Annotated in this window: 19 protein-coding genes; 11 read left to right on the forward strand and 8 right to left on the reverse strand. The window is 72.5% G+C overall.

The window, feature by feature from the left end; all coding sequences use genetic code 11:
• Positions 1-71: 71 nt before the first annotated feature.
• Positions 72-1,457, reverse strand: coding sequence for an MFS transporter (locus tag R2D22_RS33120; RefSeq protein ID WP_318108797.1), 1,386 nt, complete (start codon positions 1,455-1,457; stop codon positions 72-74).
• Between the two features lie 145 nt (positions 1,458-1,602).
• Positions 1,603-2,019, reverse strand: coding sequence for a DUF4345 domain-containing protein (locus R2D22_RS33125; RefSeq protein ID WP_318108798.1), 417 nt, complete (start codon positions 2,017-2,019; stop codon positions 1,603-1,605).
• Between the two features lie 104 nt (positions 2,020-2,123).
• Here R2D22_RS33125 and R2D22_RS33130 point away from each other — a divergent pair, with 104 nt between their 5' ends.
• Complete coding sequence (locus tag R2D22_RS33130) at positions 2,124-2,735, forward strand: TetR/AcrR family transcriptional regulator (protein WP_318108800.1); 612 nt, start codon at positions 2,124-2,126, stop codon at positions 2,733-2,735.
• Positions 2,736-2,795: 60 nt separating this feature from the next.
• Here the strand turns inward: R2D22_RS33130 and R2D22_RS33135 are convergent, their stop codons facing one another.
• Positions 2,796-3,311 (reverse strand): GNAT family N-acetyltransferase, encoded by a 516-nt coding sequence (locus R2D22_RS33135; protein ID WP_318110130.1) that lies wholly within the window; start codon positions 3,309-3,311, stop codon positions 2,796-2,798.
• 192 nt (positions 3,312-3,503) lie between these two features.
• On the opposite strand from R2D22_RS33135, the gene R2D22_RS33140 reads away from it, so the two are divergent.
• A complete protein-coding gene (locus tag R2D22_RS33140) occupies positions 3,504-4,130 on the forward strand; it encodes a DUF6215 domain-containing protein (RefSeq protein WP_318108802.1) in 627 nt (208 codons plus the stop codon).
• 9 nt (positions 4,131-4,139) lie between these two features.
• On the opposite strand, the gene R2D22_RS33145 is transcribed toward R2D22_RS33140, so the two are convergent.
• Together R2D22_RS33145 and R2D22_RS33150 are read right to left on the reverse strand one after the other, a co-directional pair.
• Positions 4,140-5,648 carry a right-handed parallel beta-helix repeat-containing protein gene (locus tag R2D22_RS33145; protein ID WP_318108804.1) on the reverse strand — a complete coding sequence of 503 codons (1,509 nt, stop codon included), beginning with the start codon at positions 5,646-5,648 and terminating at the stop codon, positions 4,140-4,142.
• Between the two features lie 115 nt (positions 5,649-5,763).
• A complete protein-coding gene (locus R2D22_RS33150; protein ID WP_318108806.1) occupies positions 5,764-6,744 on the reverse strand; it encodes a helix-turn-helix transcriptional regulator in 981 nt (326 codons plus the stop codon).
• A 102-nt stretch (positions 6,745-6,846) separates the two neighbouring features.
• Between R2D22_RS33150 and R2D22_RS33155 the strand changes: the two genes are divergently transcribed.
• Positions 6,847-7,254, forward strand: coding sequence for a RidA family protein (locus R2D22_RS33155; RefSeq protein WP_318108807.1), 408 nt, complete (start codon positions 6,847-6,849; stop codon positions 7,252-7,254).
• Positions 7,255-7,264: 10 nt separating this feature from the next.
• Here R2D22_RS33155 and R2D22_RS33160 read toward each other — a convergent pair whose 3' ends face one another.
• Entirely contained in the window at positions 7,265-8,827 is a 1,563-nt protein-coding gene (locus R2D22_RS33160) for a mucoidy inhibitor MuiA family protein (RefSeq protein WP_318108808.1), read from the reverse strand.
• Positions 8,828-8,833: 6 nt separating this feature from the next.
• A complete protein-coding gene (locus tag R2D22_RS33165) occupies positions 8,834-10,942 on the reverse strand; it encodes a DUF4139 domain-containing protein (RefSeq protein WP_318108810.1) in 2,109 nt (702 codons plus the stop codon).
• Positions 10,943-11,047: 105 nt separating this feature from the next.
• Here R2D22_RS33165 and R2D22_RS33170 point away from each other — a divergent pair, with 105 nt between their 5' ends.
• From R2D22_RS33170 to R2D22_RS33180, 3 genes are all read left to right on the forward strand, one after another.
• Positions 11,048-11,401: an MmcQ/YjbR family DNA-binding protein gene (locus tag R2D22_RS33170; protein WP_318108812.1), complete on the forward strand. Its 354-nt coding sequence runs from the start codon at positions 11,048-11,050 to the stop codon at positions 11,399-11,401.
• Between the two features lie 90 nt (positions 11,402-11,491).
• Positions 11,492-12,112: an L-threonylcarbamoyladenylate synthase gene (locus tag R2D22_RS33175; protein WP_318108813.1), complete on the forward strand. Its 621-nt coding sequence runs from the start codon at positions 11,492-11,494 to the stop codon at positions 12,110-12,112.
• A gap of 158 nt (positions 12,113-12,270) precedes the next feature.
• On the forward strand, positions 12,271-12,693 hold the full coding sequence (locus R2D22_RS33180; RefSeq protein WP_318108815.1) for a DUF7144 family membrane protein: 423 nt from the start codon (positions 12,271-12,273) through the stop codon (positions 12,691-12,693).
• Here R2D22_RS33180 and R2D22_RS33185 read toward each other — a convergent pair.
• On the reverse strand, positions 12,690-14,030 hold the full coding sequence (locus R2D22_RS33185) for a DUF2254 family protein (protein WP_318108816.1): 1,341 nt from the start codon (positions 14,028-14,030) through the stop codon (positions 12,690-12,692). The genes R2D22_RS33180 and R2D22_RS33185 overlap by 4 nt on opposite strands.
• A 132-nt stretch (positions 14,031-14,162) precedes the next feature.
• Between R2D22_RS33185 and R2D22_RS33190 the strand changes: the two genes are divergently transcribed.
• From R2D22_RS33190 to R2D22_RS33210, 5 genes are all read left to right on the forward strand, one after another.
• Positions 14,163-15,494 (forward strand): hypothetical protein, encoded by a 1,332-nt coding sequence (locus R2D22_RS33190; protein WP_318108817.1) that lies wholly within the window; start codon positions 14,163-14,165, stop codon positions 15,492-15,494.
• 154 nt (positions 15,495-15,648) lie between these two features.
• Positions 15,649-16,050, forward strand: coding sequence for an SHOCT domain-containing protein (locus tag R2D22_RS33195; protein ID WP_318108818.1), 402 nt, complete (start codon positions 15,649-15,651; stop codon positions 16,048-16,050).
• 96 nt (positions 16,051-16,146) lie between these two features.
• Complete coding sequence (locus R2D22_RS33200) at positions 16,147-16,515, forward strand: SHOCT domain-containing protein (RefSeq protein ID WP_318110132.1); 369 nt, start codon at positions 16,147-16,149, stop codon at positions 16,513-16,515.
• On the forward strand, positions 16,512-16,961 hold the full coding sequence (locus R2D22_RS33205) for a DUF6325 family protein (protein WP_318108819.1): 450 nt from the start codon (positions 16,512-16,514) through the stop codon (positions 16,959-16,961). The genes R2D22_RS33200 and R2D22_RS33205 overlap by 4 nt, the downstream gene beginning before the upstream one ends.
• 52 nt (positions 16,962-17,013) lie before the next feature.
• The gene (locus R2D22_RS33210) at positions 17,014-17,280 is read left to right on the forward strand and encodes an SHOCT domain-containing protein (RefSeq protein ID WP_318108820.1); all 267 of its coding nucleotides are present in this window, start codon (positions 17,014-17,016) and stop codon (positions 17,278-17,280) included.
• Positions 17,281-17,331 lie beyond the last annotated feature (51 nt).

A 17,331-nucleotide genomic window follows, 5' to 3' on the forward strand; every position in this document is an offset into this window, starting at 1 on the left:
TGCGCCTCGCGCGCCGCACGCGGAAGGGCGCCGGGCCGTCGGCCCGGCGCCCTTCGGGCGGTCGCGTGTCGTCAGGCGTGCTCGGCCCGCGCGGCGGCGGGGACGCTGCCGGCGGCGCCGGCGGCACCGTCCTCCAGGGAGGCCAGGTCGCGGTGGCGGGTCTCCTTGGCGCAGCCGATCGCCAGGATCGTGAGCAGCGCGGCGGCGATCACGTACAGCGCGATCGGCGTCGAGGTGCCGTAGTCGGCGAGCAGCGCGGTCGCGATGAGCGGCGCCGGAGCCCCGGCGGCGACGGAGGAGAACTGCGCGCCGATGCTGGCGCCCGAGTACCGCACCCGGGTGGAGAACATCTCCGAGAAGAACGCCGCCTGCGGCGCGTACATCGCCCCGTGCAGGATCAGACCGACGGTGACGGCCAGCAGCAGGCTGCCGAAGCTCTTGGAGTCGATCAGGGAGAAGAACGGGAACATCCAGAGGCCGACGCCCGCCGCGCCGATCAGATACACCGGCCGGCGGCCGATCCGGTCCGAGAGCGCGCCCCAGGCCGGGATGACGGCGAAGTGGACGGCGGAGGCGATGAGCACCGCGTTGAGGGCGCTCTGCTTGGACATGCCGGCCTCGGAGACCGCGTAGACCAGGATGAACGCGGTGATCACGTAGTAGCTGATGTTCTCGGCCATGCGCGCGCCCATCGCGATGAGCACGTCCTTCCAGTGGTTCCGCAGCACGGCGACCAGCGGCATCTTCTCGACCTGCCCGGCGGCGGCCTTGCGCTGCTCCGAGGCGGCGAGCGCGGCCTTGAAGACCGGCGATTCGTCGACAGAGAGACGAATCCACAGACCGACCATGACCAGGACGCCGGAGAGCAGGAACGGCACGCGCCAGCCCCACGAGAGGAACGCGGCGTCCGAGAGCAGCGCGGTCAGCGCGGACAGCACACCGGTGGCGAGCAACTGCCCGGCCGGCGCGCCCGTCTGCGGCCAGGAGGCCCAGAATCCGCGCCGCTCGGCGTCCCCGTGCTCGGACACCAGCAGTACGGCCCCGCCCCACTCGCCGCCGAGGGCGAAGCCCTGCACCAGACGCAGCGCGGTGAGCAGCACCGGCGCGGCGCTGCCGATCGCCGCGTGGGTCGGCAGCAGTCCGATCGCGAACGTGGCGCCGCCCATCATCAGCAGGCTGAGCACCAGCAGCTTCTTCCGTCCCAGCCGGTCGCCGTAGTGCCCGAACACCAGGGCACCGAGCGGCCGGGCCGCGAACCCGACCGCGTACGTCAGGAACGACAGCAGCGTGCCGACCAGGGGGTCGGACTCGGGGAAGAACAGCTTGTTGAAGACCAGCGCGGCGGCCGATCCGTACAAGAAGAAGTCGTACCACTCGATCGTCGTGCCGATGAGACTCGCGGCGACAATGCGCTTGAGGCTGGCGGGAGTTGGGGGAGCGGTCGCGGGGGAGGACATCGGCACCACTTCCTGGCGTGTGACGGGGACGTTTGCGTGTCGCCACACCGTAGAAACACGCAGGTCACCGGCGTATGTGGTGGGACACCATAGTTCCGGGTGCCGGAGTGCGCGCAGCCACCATGGGGCCGAGCTCCGCCGTTTCTCACCCGGCCTCGGATGCCGCCGTGCGGATCGCCGCCGCCCGTTCGTCGGCCGACGCGAGCCAGAAGTACACCGCCGGCAGGCCGATCTCGAGCACCGTCAGCGGGACCTGCCACCAGTGCGGCATGCCGTGCACCGCCATCGAGAGGAGTCGGCCCACGCCGCCGAGCAGGAACACGGCGGTGAGCCCGCGCACCAGCCTTGCGGGGATCGGTGACTGCCGGGCGACCCAGATCCAGGCCAGCCCGAAGCCGAGGAAGATCGCGTTGTAGAACCGCTCCCGACTGTCGACGGTGGCGCCCGCCGACTCCTCGCCAGGCACCGACGCGATGCCGAGCAGGACGTGGAAGAGGCCGATGGCCACACATGAGTAACCCATCAGCAGAGCCAGCCCCTTGAGCCAACCGGCCTTCGTCACGATGCACCGCCCCTTCGGCGTGGATGGCACGCGCCTTGGTGGACACGTGTCCAGTAAGCGCCAGCCAAGTGCACTGGTAGACATGTGTCAAGTAAGCTGTCGAGGTGACACCGAGCCCACGCCAGAGACTCGCCCCCGAAGACCGGCGCCGCCAACTTCTCAGCATCGGGGCGCAGTTGTTCGCAGAGCAGCCGTACGACGAGGTCCGCATGGATCACGTGGCGGCGCGCGCCGGGGTGTCCCGCGCGCTCCTGTACCGCTACTTCCCCAACAAGCGGGACCTCTTCACGGCCGTCTATCGGCAGGCGACCGACCGGCTCATCGACACCGTCCGGCTCGATCCGGCGGCCGGTCTCGAACAGCAGCTGCGGGACGGGCTCGACGCGCACTTCGACTACTTCACGGCCAACCGTCACGCCGTGCTGGCCGCCAACCGGGTCCTCGCGGGCGACGCCACGATCCAGGCGATGATGGCCGACGAGCTGGAGGTGATGTGCGAGCGCCTTCTCGACGGCGGCACGCTCGGGGACGCCCCTAGGGAGGCGGTCGGCGCCGTCGTGATGAGCTGGCTCGTCTTCGTCCGCGTGCTGTGCGTGGAGTGGCTGCAGCAACCCGTCTTCACCCGCGAGGAGTTGCGGGAGATGTGCGTCGGCTCGCTGCTCGGCGCACTGCGCCCGCTGACCGGGGAGAGCGGTCGAGCGCTGGGCGATCCGTGACATCACCGGGCCCGGATCCCGAACCTGGACCGGACGTCGAGCAGCCTCGGCGAGGCGCCATCAGGACGGCGTCAGCTGCCACCTGATCTCTCCGTCGTGCCAGTGGTCGGTCGGAGCGAGGCCGGCCCTGGTCGCCACGGTGGCGGACGCCTTGTGGTCCGGGTGGATGTGGGCGGTGATCGTGTGCACGTTCCGGGTCGCGAGCCAGGCGACCAGTCCTCTCGCCGCCTCCGTTGCTACGCCACGGTGCTGCCAGGCGGTTCCCACCACCCAGGCGACCTCCGCCGCGCTCCCGCGGTCGTCGGTCGTGACGGTGGCCTGGACCGTGCCGGCGAGATCGCCCGTCGCACGGAACCGGACGACCCAGTTGCACCAGGTGACGCCGGGGTCGGGCGAGCCGGCGACCAGTCGTTCGTAGCGGCTGCGCAGCGCCCGCGCGGTGGCCGGCTCGCCGCCGATGAACGTGTGCAGGTCCGGGTCGGCGAGGACGGAGGCCATCTCCTCGGCTTGCTCGACACGGAGCGGCAACAGCGTCAGCCGCTCGGTGCGGATGGTTTCGGCGTCCAGGACGGTCAAGTCGGTCACGCTTCCCCGGTGGTCGGATGTCGGGATGCATGGTCGCACGCGTCCCGCGTGGGTTCGAGGGCTCGGTCCGCACTCGACCGGCCGGTGATCACGGGTTAGGGTCCCGAGACGTATCGGAGGATCACCGCAGGTGGGGGACATGGCTGACGGCAGCGACGCGCTTCCGAAGGGAGCGGCGGGTGTGTGGGGCAGGTCGTCGCCGCGCTGATCCTGGTGCCCGCGCTCTGTGTCGGGCTCTGGGCCCTGGGGGAGACCGGAACGCCGACGAGCGTACCGACCCCCGCTGCCGCGTGCCCGGAGGGGAAGCCGGCCCGGACGGACCCTCCGCGGGTCTCCGAGGCGCAACTGTGCGATCTGCTGAAGCGACCCGACCTCGCCCAACTCCTGGGCACACCCTCGGAGACCCCCAAGAGTGCCGGCGGCCGCGACGGCTCCATCGGCCGTCCTTCCGGGCGGGTCGACTTCGAGACGTACACCGTGACCCTCTCGGCCGGCTACGACGGCCTCCCGGTGACCGAGTCCGTCGCGTTCCTGGGGAAGGACGCACAGGAGCGGACCGTCCTCGGCCACCCGGCGGTGCTCTCCTCGGACTACACCTTGAGCATCAGCTTCCGTCTCGACGGCAGCGATGCCACGAGCGGTCCCGGCGTCCCCGTCCGCACGCTCACCGTGGCCCGGGACCCGAAGGACGGCGGTGACTCCTTCGAGCTGAGCCTGTGGCGGGCGAACGGCGGGGTGCCGGACGACGCGGTGCTGCTCCGCGTCGCCGAGAAGGTGCTGCCGACGATCCCGGGGTGGGAGGCGGCGTGACGGTGACGCTTACAGACCCGGCCCGTTGTACGCGCCGCGGTGCGGCTTGGTCGTCGCGGACACCGGGTTCCCCCAGTAGTCGCGGCCTCCGTTGCCGCTGATCACGGATCCGTTGTTCAGGCCGGGGGACGTGGACCGCAGCTTGTACCCGTCGACGGAGTGGATCGTTTCGCCGCCGGTGCCGGGGTTCACGAACTGCGGGTCGCCCACGATGCCGTTGGCGGTCGGCCGCGGGACGCCCTGGAAGACGTTCCACCACCACTGGATCCCGGGGCCCGTGGGCAGTCGGGAGTCGCTGGTCCCCACCCAGATGTTGTTCTCGACGACGCTCTCCTCGGGGAGCGTGATGCTGAACTTCCGGTCCGTGCAGTAGATGACGTTGTTGTACATGCGCAGTGCGGACCGGCCTGCGCTGACACTGCTCATGCGGCAGTCGTTCTCCGAGATGTTGTACCGGATGATCTGCTGGGCGCCGCCGATGGTGCCGCACCCGTCGCAGTCGAGGAAGAAGCCGCCGATGTTGTCGCGGCTGAAGTTGTACTGGATCGTGCAGGTGCCGGTGTTGCCCCAGTCGCAGTCGAAGGCCTGGCTGTCGGCCACGGACATCCGCGTGATGCCGTACACGGCGTTCTTCTGGATGGTCGGGTTGTGGTCGCCCAGTACCCATATGCCGGCGAAGTTGCCACCGGAGAACGGGTAGACGCCGTTGCCCACGCCGGACGCGTTGTTGTACTGGATCAGGGGCGCGTCGGCGTAGCTGACGATGATGCCGTCGCCGCCGACGTCCTTGACGACGTTGTGCTCGATGAGGACCCCGGAGCCCTTGACCGCCATGGCGCCGACGCGGACCTTGATGCCGCCGCCACCTGTGTTGCTGATCTGGTTGTCGTGGACGCGGATGTCGTTGAGGGTCGAGTTCGTGCCGCTCGCGCCGGTGACGATGCCCGCGGACTGGACGAAGTCCTCGGTGGTCGGGCTGTTCTTGTTCGTCTGGCCCGCCACACGGTCGATGACGAGGCCGCCGATGTCGAAGCCGCGGTGCGCCGTGCCGTCCGTGGCCGAGATCCGCAGACCCGTGCGCCGGGCGAGCGAGGACGCCGGGTTGGTGAGCTTGAGGTTGCTGATCCGCCAATGGTCCTGATTGGTCAGGGAGACGGCACTCGGGGCGCCGGCCCCGTCGATCACGGGCAGGGCGCCGATGCCGTAGTTGGTGAGGGTGATGGGGGCGGCGGCGGTGCCGCTGCCCTTGGGGGCGAGTGAGCCGGTGCACGTGGTGCCCGAGGCCAACGCGAGCGTGTCACCGGGGGAGTACGTCTTCCCGTTCGCCTGGCCGATGGTGTTGAACGGCGAGGCCTGGCTGCCGTCGCCGGCGGCCGGGCGTGAGCAGTCCACGTAGGTGGTGCTCGCCGCGGCCGAGGCGGGCAGGTCGGTCAGCGCGACGGTGGCGGTGAGGACAAGGGCGGCGCCGACGAGCCCGCGGCCGATCGCCCGGTGACCCGGGGGTGCTCCGATGGACATGACGCATCACCCTTCTGGAGGTCTTGTGCCGCCAGAAGCTAGGTGCGCCTGGTGATCGAGTCAATGCAATCTTGTCGATTGATCGAATTTCGATCAGCCCTTGGGTGATCGGTCGTCATATGAGCGCCTCCGGCGCATAGCACGCGGCGAGCGCGGTGGCCCGGGCGTGCAGGGAGTCCCGCAACCACTGCGGGGACAGGGCCTCCGCGGCCGCGCCCAGTTGCCACAGGGCCCATTCGGCGTGCCTCGGGTCCTGGAAGGTGACCTCCATCCGCAGCCGGCCGTCCGCGTCGGTCTCCTCGGTGAGCACGGCCAGGGCGGTGCCGACCAGCTCGTCCCGCCGCGCCGGGTCCACCCGCACCCGCACGGTGACCTGGTCGCCGCCGGTCCGGAACCGTCTGCCGCGTTCCTGCCAGGTCCGGTCCAGGTCGACGCGGTCCGGTCGCTCGGCCGGTTCGTCGAGTTCCTCGGCTGCCAGGACGCGGGACAGCCGGTACGTGCGGTCCGCGCCGTTCCTCGTGGCCAGCAGGTAGCCCTGGTCGCGCACGGTGACCAGGCCGATCGGGTCCACCGTGCGCCACTCCGGGGTCCGGCCCACCGCCGTGTAGTGGAGACGCAGCTTGCGTCCGGCGAACACCGCGCGCAGGACCGCGGCCATGATCGTGTCGGGTACCTCCTCGGTGACCAGGCGACGCGAGAGGAGGTCGGTCTCCGGCTCGATGAGCAGGCGCTGAGCCGCGCCGGCCGCGGTGTCCCGATAGCTGTCGGGCAGCGCGTCGACCACCTTGAGCATCGCCGAGGCGAGCGCCGAGCCGAGCCCGAACGCCTGCGCGCCGCGCCGCGATCCGGCGACCAACAGAGCCAGTGCCTCGTCGTGGTTCAGCCCGGTGAGTTCGGTCCGGAACCCGGGCAGCAGCGCGAAACCGCCGTGCCGGCCGCGCTCCGCGTAGACCGGGACACCGGCCGCCGACAGCGCGTCGATGTCGCGCAGCACGGTGCGGGTGGACACCTCCAGCTCGCGGGCCAGCGTGGCCGCGGAGAGCCGGCCGTGCTGCCGCAGCAGCAGTACCAGGGAGACCAGCCGATCCGCGCGCATCGAAGAACGCTAACCGAATACATGACACACCGTGTCGTGAATCGTTGCGAGGCTTCAGCACGGCACAGCACACAGATCCATCGCACACGAGAGGTGACCCGCATGACGCACACGCACACCCTGGTCAACCCGGACGCTCTGCACGACCCGGTCCCGTTCGGCTACAGCCACACCGCCGCCGTGCCCGCGGGCACGGAACTGGTCCTGATCGCGGGTCAGTACGGATCGGGCCCGGACGGCGCGGTCGTCTCGGCCGACTTCGCCGAGCAGGTGAAGCGGACGTTCGACAACATCGGCGTCGCCCTCGCCGCCCACGGGCTCGACCTGAGCCACGTCGTCCAGCTCAGGACGTACGTCGTGAACCACGACGTCACCAAGCTCGGCCCGATCGCCGGCGCCGTCCACGAGCGCTGGGGTTCCGCACCGCCCACCCAGACCCTCATCGGCGTCGCCGCCCTGGCCGCGCCCGACGTGCTCTTCGAGGTCGAGGCCCTCGCCGCCCGGCCGTGAGCCGCCGCCGCTAGAGCCCCGCGACCTTGGAGCTCGCCGAGAGTTCGTAGACCAGGGTGATCGTGCGGCGGCCGCCCGGTGCGAGGGGGACGTTCCAGCGGGCGATCCCCTCGGTGTCGAGGGAGTCCGGCGCGGGGGAGCAGGCTTCCTTGCGTAGGCGGACCTCCACCGCCGAGACCTCGGAGACCGGGATGCGCTCCTGGACGGCGATCATTCGCTCGCCCCGTTCCCCGGGGGCGGAGAAGCGGGACAGGTTCAGGTGGACCGTGCGGGTGACCACGGTGCGCTGGGTGAGGCCGGTGGTGTCGCGGGACTCCTCGGCGCGCCGGATCACCCGGTGGTCGTCGCAGCTGCCGAAGGCGAGCTCGACGGGGGCGCCGGGGGTGGTGAAGTCCAGCGTGCCGCGGCCGGCGAAGCCGCTGCCGCGGACCAGGTCCACGGGCCCGGCGAGCAGCGCGTGCCCGGACCGGTTGTCGAACCGCACCACCTGGGTGACCAGCGGGGACAGTTCGGGCGAGCAGGCGTACTCGCTGCCCGCGGCCGTGCTGAACGCGGAGACCGGCACCCGGTGCGCGCGGCCGTCCGCGGGCACCGAGACCGGTGCCGGGACGCTCAGTACGCGCGCCTCGCCGCCGTCGTCCACACCCGGCAGCCCGAGCACCGCGGTCGGGCCGAGGTCCGCGATCTCCTCCTCGCGCAGCTCGACCTCGACCGTGCGGCGCTCCTCTGCCGTGCGGTCCTTGAGCGTCAGCCGGTCCTCGTCCAGTCGCGGCGGGTCGCCGGCCAGCGCCGACCGGGCCGTGGACAGCGTCAGCCGTACGTCCGACCAGTCCTCGCCGGTGCGCTGCCAGACCATCGCGTCGGTCTCCAGCGTCAGCGACCCCCCGTCGAGCACGGCCCGGTAGGCGGGCCGCCACAGCGCGCACGGGGTGAGATGGCTCAGGCGCAGCGTGGCCGGCCCGGCGGCCGCCGCCTCCACCGTGAGCTCCACGTGGCCGACCAGCTCGGCCGGTTCCTCCTCGGAGAGGTCCATGGCCCTCTGGACGTCCCGGAGTTCGACGGCGAGGAGGGACAACCGGGCTTCGACGGCGCGCAGTCGCTCACCGTACTGGTCCCGCTCACCGTCCACCCGGTCCAGTTCGCGGGACCAGCGCGAGCGCTCCGACTCCCCGGAGCCGGTGCCCTCGCCGATGTCCCGCAGCAGGTCGGCGGCGAGCCGGCCGAGGGCGTCGAGGCGGGCGCGCAGTCTGTCCCGCTGCTGCTCCAGCGTCAGTTGCTCCTCTTCGAGGGCGGTCACGCGCCGGCGCACGGCCGAGTCGTCCTCGGCGGACGGCCGCGGGTCGCGCGGCGTCCACGTCCGGACGATCCGTACGTCGAGGACGGCCGCCGGGTGTTCGGCGGCCAGCTCGGCGTGGAGCGTACGGTCGACGGCCAGCGCGCTGACGGGGCCGAGACGCAGCCGCTGGACCCCGCGCTCCAGGTCGAGCACGACGGAACGCTCGACGTGGGCGCGGTCCTCCAGGCAGGTGACGGCGGTGACGGGGAGGGCGATCGGCTTCGGTGCCGTGGACATGGTGTGTCAGCTCCTGCGGTTGCCGCCGACCAGGGCCTTGCCGGCCGGAATGCGGATCTCGTACGCGCCGTCGAGGGCGGTGGTGCCGCCGGAGGGCAGCTCCACCCGCCAGACGCGGGTGCCGGGGGTGTGGTGCTCGGGACCCCTGTCGGGCTCGGGCGCGGTCCAGTCGGCCCGTTCCTCGATCCGGACGTCCGACTCCGAGGAGACCGGGACCCGTTCGCGGACCTCGACGGTGACCGCCCGCCCGAGCCGGTTGGCCAGCTCCACGTGGACACGGTGGTCGAGCACGGTGACGTTGTTGCGCAGGCCGGCGGTCGATTCGTTCAGGTGCGTACGGCGGGTGACCCGGATGCCCTCGGCCGCCCCGAGCCCCACCCGGCGCTCCTGGCCGGGGGCGAGCGTGGGCAGCGCGGCGGTCAGCAGGAACTCGCCGTCGACGGTGACCTCCACCGGGCCGGCCAGCAGGGCCTGGTCGGTGGCGTTGGAGAGCACCAGCGTCCCGTACACGGTCTGCTCCACAGACGGCACGCAGAGGTACTCGGTGCGCAGACCCACCGGGATCTCGCCGACGGTGACGGTGTGCCAGGTGCCGTCCGACGGCACGTCGGCGCGGGCGGCGGCGTCGTAACGGTGGTCGAAGGAGCCGGCGGAGGTGCGGGGCCGGACCGCGTGGCCGGGCAGCGGTACCGAGGTCACCGCCTCCGCGCGGCGCCGGTACTCGGCCGCCACCGCGTCGGACGGAGCACCCGGGAACAAGCGGCCCTTCCGGTTGCGGTGTTCCTCGGGGCCGCTCAGGACGAGCGCGGCGTAGTCGAGCTCGGCGCCGCTCGGCTGCGGCGGACCGACGGGCGGCGGTGCGGGAGCCGGGGCCGGTACGCCACCGGGTGCCGCGGGTGCCGCGGGTGCGGGTGCGGCACCGGGCGCGGAGGGGCGTCCGCCGAAGCCCGGCCGGCCGGTACGCGCACGCGCCGACCGAGTGGGCGGCGGGCCGCCGGGCGGCGGGCCGGCGAAGCCCTGGGGCGGACCGCCGTACGCGCCTCCGGGCGCCGGGACGGCGGCGGGCGGCGGGGGCGGCTGGGGCAGCGGCGCGGCGACGGCCACGGCGTCCTCGGCCGCGGCGGCCGCTCCGGGCGCGCCGCCGACCGCGCCGATCGCGCGCAGGCCGGGCGGGGTGGGGCGGGGCCCGGCCGAGGCGTACCCGGTGAAGAGGTCGGCCAGCCCGGCCGGTGGCTCGCGCCAGCCCGACGGCTGCGGGGCCGCCTGGCGGCGTCCGATGCGGACCGAGCGGAGCCTCGGCAGGTCCGTGCGGCGCCGGAGGTCGGCGGTGGCCAGGGCGATGCGCACGCCGGTCCAGTCCTCGCCGGTGCGCTGGGCGACCGAGGCGCGCAGCACCAGGCGGCCGGCGTCGTCGTTCTGACGGGCGGTGAGGCGGTAGGTGGGCACCCAGACGGCGCCCGGCACGCCGTACTCCAGCTCCAGCTCGACCTCGGCGGCACCGCCGTCGGCGCCGGCGAGGGTGAGGACGGCGCAGTACGTCGTCTCCACGTGCGTCGCCGGAGCGTCGGTCGAGGCGCGGTCGAGCCGGTCGGCGGCGACCTCGAGTTCGTGCTCGGCGAGGCGCAGCGCCTCCTCCAGCTCGACGAGCCGCGCGTGCAGTCCGGTCAGCCGCTCGTCGACGAAGTCGGCGAGTTCCAGCCACGCGTCGACGGCGGTGCGGCGGTGCGGGTCGTCGCGCTTGCGGGCCGGCGGCACCGGATGCAGGCCCTTGATCTCGTCGATCAGACGCAGTTGGCGGTTCCGGCGCCCCTCGGCCGCCTCGTAGACGTCCTGCAGTCGCGCCACCTCCTCGCGCAGCGCGTCCGGCGCGCCGCTGTCGAGCGGCTCCGCCTCGACCTCCACCCGGGCCTCGGTGACACGTACCCCCGAGTCGCCGAGGACCCGGGCCCGCAGCGAACCCGGGTCGAGCGAACGCGGCAGTCCCGTCACCCGTACCCGGCCGTCCGACGGCACACCGCCCCGGGCCAGCCGCCGGCAGAGCGCACCCTGCGCGTACACCACGACCGCGTCGAGGGCCGAACCCCATCGCCCCGCCGGTTCCGTCCCAGCCGTCATCTCCGCAGCCCCCCGCTTCGTCCGTACTGGGCGGAAGCCTACGCCGGTACGGTCCTGCTGTCCGTGTCGCATCCCGATGTCAGCGGCCCGTCGTACCGTCGGGGCATGAGCTCGTCCGAAGAAGTCCGTGAACTCGCCCTCTCCCTGCCGGAGACGACCGAGAAGGTGGCCTGGTCCATGCCGACGTTCCGGGTCGCCGGGAAGATGTTCCTCACCCTGCCCGACGACGAGACGTCGATGGCCGTCCGCTGCCCGAAGCTGGAGCGGGACGAACTGGTCCTCGCCGAGCCCGCCAAGTTCTGGATCGCGGACCACGAGGCGTCGTTCGCCTGGGTACGCGTGCGCCTGGCCGCCGTCGACGACGCGGACGAACTCCGGGCGATCGTCGTCGACTCGTGGTCCCAGGCGGCGCCGCCGAGACTTCTCAAGGCTCACCCCGGTCTCGTCCCCCCGGAGTAGCGGCGGCGCGGGCCGGCGACCGGCATTCGTTCGGGTGGCCCGAGCGGCGAACGTCTGCCCCGGCCGTCCGTCGTCCCGTAGGGTCGAGCGATGGCGAAGTACTTCGACGTGCACCCGCAGACCCCCCAGTCACGCACCATCGGCACCGTGGTCGACAGCCTCCGGTCCGGAGCCCTCATCGCGTATCCCACCGACTCCTGCTTCGCGCTGGGCTGCCGGATGGGTAATCAGGACGGTGTCGACCGGATCCGGTCGATCCGGCGGCTGGACGACCGTCACCACTTCACGCTCGTGTGCGAGAACTTCGGACAGCTGGGCCAGTTCGTGCACATCGACAACGACGTGTTCCGCGCCATCAAGTCGGCGACGCCGGGGAGCTACACCTTCATCCTGCCCGCGACCAAGGAGGTTCCGCGCCGCCTGATGCACCCGAAGAAGAAGACGGTCGGCGTCAGGATCCCCGACCACGCCGTGACCCGCGCGCTGCTGGCCGAGCTGGGCGAGCCCCTGGTGTCGAGCACGCTGCTGCTGCCCGACGAGGGCGAGCCGCTGACGCAGGGCTGGGAGATCAAGGAACGGCTCGACCACCTGGTGGACGCGGTGGTCGACTCGGGGGACTGCGGCACGGAGCCGACGACGGTCGTCGACTTCTCCGGCGGCGAGGCCGAGATCGTACGGCGAGGCGCCGGGGACCCCGCTCGGTTCGAGTGACGCGGCCGGAGGGCGGGGAGGAACACCGGATCCGGGCCCTGAACCCGGTCCGAAACGGTCCCCTCACCCGCTCCGGGTGACGACGGGGGCGTTGCGCCGGGCGGACGCTCGAAGGCGAAGGACTGCGTGGAGCAGCCTCGTGAGGAACGGAGGCCACCATGGCCACCACGACCCATCATCCCCGTTCGCCCGGCTCGATGGCCGCCGCCGGCGGCCTGACCGTGTTCGCAGCGGTGATGCTGTTCATCGCCGGAATCCTCGACCTCTTCCGCGGCATCATGGCGATCGCCGACGACGACGTCTTCCTGGCCACCCCCAACTACGTGTTCAAGTTCGACCTGACCAGTTGGGGATGGATCCAGCTGGTGCTGGGCGCCATCGCCGTGGTCGTGAGCCTCGGCCTGTTCGCGAAGGCCACGTGGGCGCGTGTCGTCGGCGTGGGCATCGCGGGGCTGCTGATCATCGCGAACTTCCTGTCCATCCCGTACTATCCGGTCTGGTCGCTCATCCTCATCGCGCTGTACGCCTTCGTCATCTGGGGCCTGTGCGTGACGAAGAAGGACACCGACGACCTCGCCTAGCCGGCGAAGCCGTCCGGCCGGGGCTCGGCCCGCCCGCCGGCGCCGCCGATGCCCTGGCCGTCCGCCACCGACGCCGTCGCCACGAACAGCGGATCGGGGAACCCACCGGCCAGCCGTTCCACCAGGGCGGCCCGCTCGGTGAGCGGCGCCCGCCGACCCGGCGGAGCCGCCTCGGTCACCGTGACGAGGAGCGCGCGTACGCGGCGCACGACCTGCAGGGACCGCGCCCCGTACGCCAGGATCTCGTCGAGCGCCAGACTCACCAGCTCCGTCCAGCCGGGACCCGGCCGCAGCAGCCGCGGGGTGCCGGACGGGCCGGTGACGACGGTGGTGCCGAGCGGGCGCCCGGCCAGCCGGACGAGCACCTCCTCGATCTGGTCCAGCGACTCCACGGCGGTCGTGGGGTCGTTGACGGCCGGTGAGAGGGCACGCGTCGCGATGTCCACCAACAGGCGCAGCCCGTACGCCGGGTCCTGGTCGACGGTCCGGAACCGTCCCACGCGCACGCGCGGGGCGATGCGGCGCAGCATGCGCTCGCGGGACGCCTCCGGCAGCCCGGCAAGCCCGTGGACCCGGCCGAGGACGGCGCCGGGAACGAGGTGCTGACCCGGCCACACGTCGAGCTCGACGCGGGCGTCGTGGCGTTCCGTGAGGCGGATCAGCCGCCGCTCGGCGACGCCCCGGACGACGCCGGGCCCGCCCGTGTGGATCAGTGGGACGCCGGGAACGGCGGGCCGCAGGTCCGTCAGGTCCACCGTGCGCAGCTCCCGCTCGTCCGGCGGCAGCAGCACGTCGAGCGCCACGGCCATCCGGCGTCCGACCACCTGGGCCAGCCCGCCCCCGGTCACGACGTTCCGCAGCCCCGTCAGGCTCCAGAGCAGTACCGCCGTGTCGGCGACCACGAGGGCCACCGCGAGGGTCACCGACACCCGGGGCGTCTCGTCGGCCTGGATCTGGGCCAGGACGACGAGGGCGTACACGGCGGTGCCGATGAGCAGCCCCACGATGACCAGCGACTGGTTGAAGTGGCGGATCACCGCGATGAGCCGCGGCGACATGCTCTGCACGGTCTGGATCACCAGTGTGACGCCGGTGATGACGAACCCGGACAGGGTGATCATGCCGCCCGCGATCGCGGCGAGCGCGGCCTGCGCCGTCCCGGTCTCGTAGGTCAGCCCGACCCGGGGGATCTCGTCCTCCCATCGGGGGAGTCCGAGCCCGAGCGCCACCGCGGCGACCACCGGCAGCGCCATGAGGATCCGGTAGCGGATCACGGCCGCAGGGCCCACCCGCCCCTGGGGCACGGGGCCCCGGACGTGCAGCGGTTGGGCCTCCACGCGACCGACGGTAGGGGGCCGTGCACCCGCGCGCACGCCGGCCGTGCTTCCCCCGTGCGGGCGCGCTCGGCGTGCCGCGCGCCGCCGCGCGCCCGTGAATGGGGGGAGCACGTCCGGAAGTCTGGAGTCTCCATGAGCGTCCCGCACGAGCCGCCGTCCGCCCCCGATCCCCCGCCCGCCGCTCCCTCCACTGAGAAGGGAAAGGGCTCGGCGCCCGGGCGGATCGCCCGCGCGACGGGATCCGCCGTACTGATCGTGCTCACCTGCATCCTGGTGCCGATCGCCCTGCTCACCGTGTGGGTGCACGACATCGCGCTCGACACCGACCGGTACGTCTCCACGGTCGCCCCGCTCGCGACCGATCCGGCCATCCAGGACGCCGCGGTGAACCGGATCACGGAGGCCGCCGACGTCCGGGTGAACGGCAACCAGGTGGCCGCGGACATCTCCGGCTGGCTGCAGTCCCAGGGCCTGCCGCCGCGGGCCGCCACGGCGCTGCGCGGCCTCGGGCCGCAGATCGACGACGCCGTCGACGGCGCGGTGAAGAAGGTCGCCACGCGGGTCGTGCACGGCGACGTCTTCGCGACGGTGTGGGAGAAGGCCAACCGCCGGGCCCACGACGCGGTCGTGCACGCGCTCACGGGTGAGGGCCGAGGGGCGGTGGGTGTCGAGGGGGGCACGGTCACGCTGGACATCGGCGAGGTCGTGGAGCAGGTGAAGCAGCAGCTTGTCGACGCGGGTCTGGGCCCGGCGGAGAAGATCCCGGACGTCGACAAGCAGATGGTGCTGTTCCAGTCCGACCAGCTCGAGAAGATCCGCGACGGCGCGCACCTGCTGGACGTGATCGGCAACTGGTTCCCCGTCATCGTCGTCCTGCTCGGCGCCGGCGGCGTGCTGCTGGCCCGCCGGCGGCGGCGGGCCCTCGCCCGCACCGCGCTCGGCGCCGCGTTCGCCTGCCTGGTGGTGGCCATCGGGCTGGTCGTCGCGCGCCGCTACTACCTGGACCACCTGCCCGCCAAGGTGCAGTCGGAGGCGGCCGCGGCGGCGGTCTTCGACACCCTGCTGAAATTCCTGCGGGTCAGTCTGCGCACGGCGATCGTGCTCGGCGTGGTGATCGCGCTCGGCGCGTACCTGGTGGGTCCCGGACGGTTGCCGACCGCCGTCCGCGGCACCTCCGACCGCACCGCCGACACGATCGCCGGCTGGGCGTACGGACACCAGGTCCACACCGGACGGGTGGGCGTCTGGGCGGAGCACCACCGCCGCTGGATCGCCGTCGGCGCACTGCTCCTCGTGGCGCTCCTCTTCGCGCTCTGGAACCACCCCACCGTGCTCACGATCCTGCTGCTGGTGCTGATCCTGCTCGCCGTCCTGGCCGTGCTGGCGCTGCTCGCGGCGGGCGGCCGGGCCACGCTGGCCGCCGAGCGGACGGCCGCGGACCAGGGGGCCGGCGGCACCGCCTAGCGCCGCCCACGCCCGATGAGCCCCGCCCGGCCCGCCGGCGCGGGGCTCACCCGTGGCGGGTGATGCGGGGCGGGGCGGCCCGGCGCACCGTGAGAGGCGTCAGGCCCTCACCGGCCACGCATCGGGCGTGGCCGCCGGCATTGCGGAGGCCGCAATGGACTACCCCCTGCTCGAAGCGTTCCTGACCATGCTGTGGTTCTTCCTGTGGATCATGTGGTTCATGCTGCTGTTCCGCGTGATCGGGGACATCTTCCGTGACGACGACCTGGGCGGCTGGGGCAAGGCCGGCTGGACGGTCCTCGTCTGTGTGCTGCCCTTCCTGGGCGTCTTCGTCTACCTGATCGCCCGCGGCAAGGGCATGGGCGAGCGTGAACTGCGCCGGGCCCAGGTCCAGGAGCAGGCGTTCCGGTCGTACGTCCAGAAGGCCGCGGCCACCGGCCCGGCGCCCAAGGCGACGAAGGCCGACGAACTGGGGAAGCTGGCGGCCCTGCACGACCAGGGGGCCATCTCGGACAACGAGTACGAGCAGGCCAAGAGCAAGGTGCTCACGTCCTGACCGGCGCCGCCCGCGCGGCGGCCCAACGGCCGTCCGCACGGCGGAAGACAAGCGGAGGCAACCGTGGACTACCCCCTCCTCAACACGTTCTGGACCATGCTGTGGTTCTTCCTGTGGATCATGTGGTTCGTCCTGCTGTTCCGCGTGATCATGGACATCTTCCGTGACGACGACCTCGGCGGCTGGGGCAAGGCCGGCTGGACCGTCTTCGTCTGTGTGCTGCCCTTCCTGGGCGTCTTCGTCTACCTGATCGCCCGCGGGCGCTCGATGGGTCAGCGCGACATGCGCCAGATGAAGGAGCAGGAAGACGCGTTCCGTGACTACGTCAGGGAAGCCTCGGCGGACACCCCCGCCGCGGCCACGCCGACCAGGACGGACGAGCTGGTCAAGCTGGCCGGCCTGCACGACCACGGCGACATCACCGACGCCGAGTACGAGCAGGCGAAGGCGAAGGTCCTGGCATGACCGCACTCGGACCCGTCGACCTCGTCGTCCTGGCGTTCCCGGCCGGCCAACCGCCCGACTCGTTCCTGGCCGCGCTGGAGCGTGTGGAACGCCGCGAGGCGGTCCGCATCCTCGACGCGCTCGTGGTGATCAAGAGCGCGGACGGGTCGGTCGAGCGGGTGGAGCTGGCCGACATCGCGGGCCTGGGCGACGTGGCCGCCGAGATCGCGGCACGCCGGACGCTGGGTCTGGTCGGCCTCGACGACGTCGAGGAGATCGCCGGTGTGATGGACCGTGACTCCACCGTCCTCGCGCTGCTGGTGGAGAACGTGTGGGCGCGCGAGGTGGCCGAGGAGGCCCGCCGCCACGACGGGCGGCTCCTGGCGACGGTCCGGATCCCGTACGAGCAGATCGCCGAGGTCGAGGCGGAACTCGCCGCGACGGACGCCGCCCGGCGGGCGGCCTGAGGACCGGGGCCGGTACACGGAGGCGTGTGCCGCGGAGGAGAGGATGAGGACCATGCCGCTGGGACGTCGCCGCCGTCCCCTGCTGCGGGGCGCGCTCGTCGGCGGAGCCGCGTACACGGCGGGCCGCCGGACCGCACAGAACCAGCACCACGAGGAGGCGCCGCAGCCGGCCGCCGCGCAGTCGCCCACGCCTGCCGCGGCGGCCTCCGGCGGTGCCTCGTTGCTCGACGAGCTCACCCGGCTCGGGGAACTGCACGGCGAGGGCGTGCTGACGGACACGGAGTTCAGTGTCGCCAAGGCGCGGCTCCTCGGCATCTGACCCGGCATCCGAATCGACGCCTGACAAGGGGTGGAGAGGCGGTCGCCGCGG

Source organism: Streptomyces sp. HUAS YS2 (assembly GCF_033343995.1).
GTDB classification, from domain to species: Bacteria; Actinomycetota; Actinomycetes; order Streptomycetales; family Streptomycetaceae; genus Streptomyces; species Streptomyces solicathayae.

What these genes read in the sequence shown, in the direction of transcription:
- R2D22_RS33170 (WP_318108812.1), top strand. Translation starts at nt 11,048, where the DNA reads ATGAGCTCGTCCGAAGAAGTCCGTGAACTCGCCCTCTCCCTGCCGGAG.
- R2D22_RS33145 (WP_318108804.1), bottom strand. Translation starts at nt 5,648, where the DNA reads ATGTCCATCGGAGCACCCCCGGGTCACCGGGCGATCGGCCGCGGGCTC.
- R2D22_RS33120 (WP_318108797.1), bottom strand. Translation starts at nt 1,457, where the DNA reads ATGTCCTCCCCCGCGACCGCTCCCCCAACTCCCGCCAGCCTCAAGCGC.
- R2D22_RS33200 (WP_318110132.1), top strand. Translation starts at nt 16,147, where the DNA reads ATGCTGTGGTTCTTCCTGTGGATCATGTGGTTCGTCCTGCTGTTCCGC.
- R2D22_RS33165 (WP_318108810.1), bottom strand. Translation starts at nt 10,942, where the DNA reads ATGACGGCTGGGACGGAACCGGCGGGGCGATGGGGTTCGGCCCTCGAC.
- R2D22_RS33150 (WP_318108806.1), bottom strand. Translation starts at nt 6,744, where the DNA reads ATGCGCGCGGATCGGCTGGTCTCCCTGGTACTGCTGCTGCGGCAGCAC.
- R2D22_RS33175 (WP_318108813.1), top strand. Translation starts at nt 11,492, where the DNA reads ATGGCGAAGTACTTCGACGTGCACCCGCAGACCCCCCAGTCACGCACC.
- R2D22_RS33210 (WP_318108820.1), top strand. Translation starts at nt 17,014, where the DNA reads ATGCCGCTGGGACGTCGCCGCCGTCCCCTGCTGCGGGGCGCGCTCGTC.
- R2D22_RS33195 (WP_318108818.1), top strand. Translation starts at nt 15,649, where the DNA reads ATGGACTACCCCCTGCTCGAAGCGTTCCTGACCATGCTGTGGTTCTTC.
- R2D22_RS33155 (WP_318108807.1), top strand. Translation starts at nt 6,847, where the DNA reads ATGACGCACACGCACACCCTGGTCAACCCGGACGCTCTGCACGACCCG.
- R2D22_RS33190 (WP_318108817.1), top strand. Translation starts at nt 14,163, where the DNA reads ATGAGCGTCCCGCACGAGCCGCCGTCCGCCCCCGATCCCCCGCCCGCC.
- R2D22_RS33160 (WP_318108808.1), bottom strand. Translation starts at nt 8,827, where the DNA reads ATGTCCACGGCACCGAAGCCGATCGCCCTCCCCGTCACCGCCGTCACC.
- R2D22_RS33180 (WP_318108815.1), top strand. Translation starts at nt 12,271, where the DNA reads ATGGCCACCACGACCCATCATCCCCGTTCGCCCGGCTCGATGGCCGCC.
- R2D22_RS33205 (WP_318108819.1), top strand. Translation starts at nt 16,512, where the DNA reads ATGACCGCACTCGGACCCGTCGACCTCGTCGTCCTGGCGTTCCCGGCC.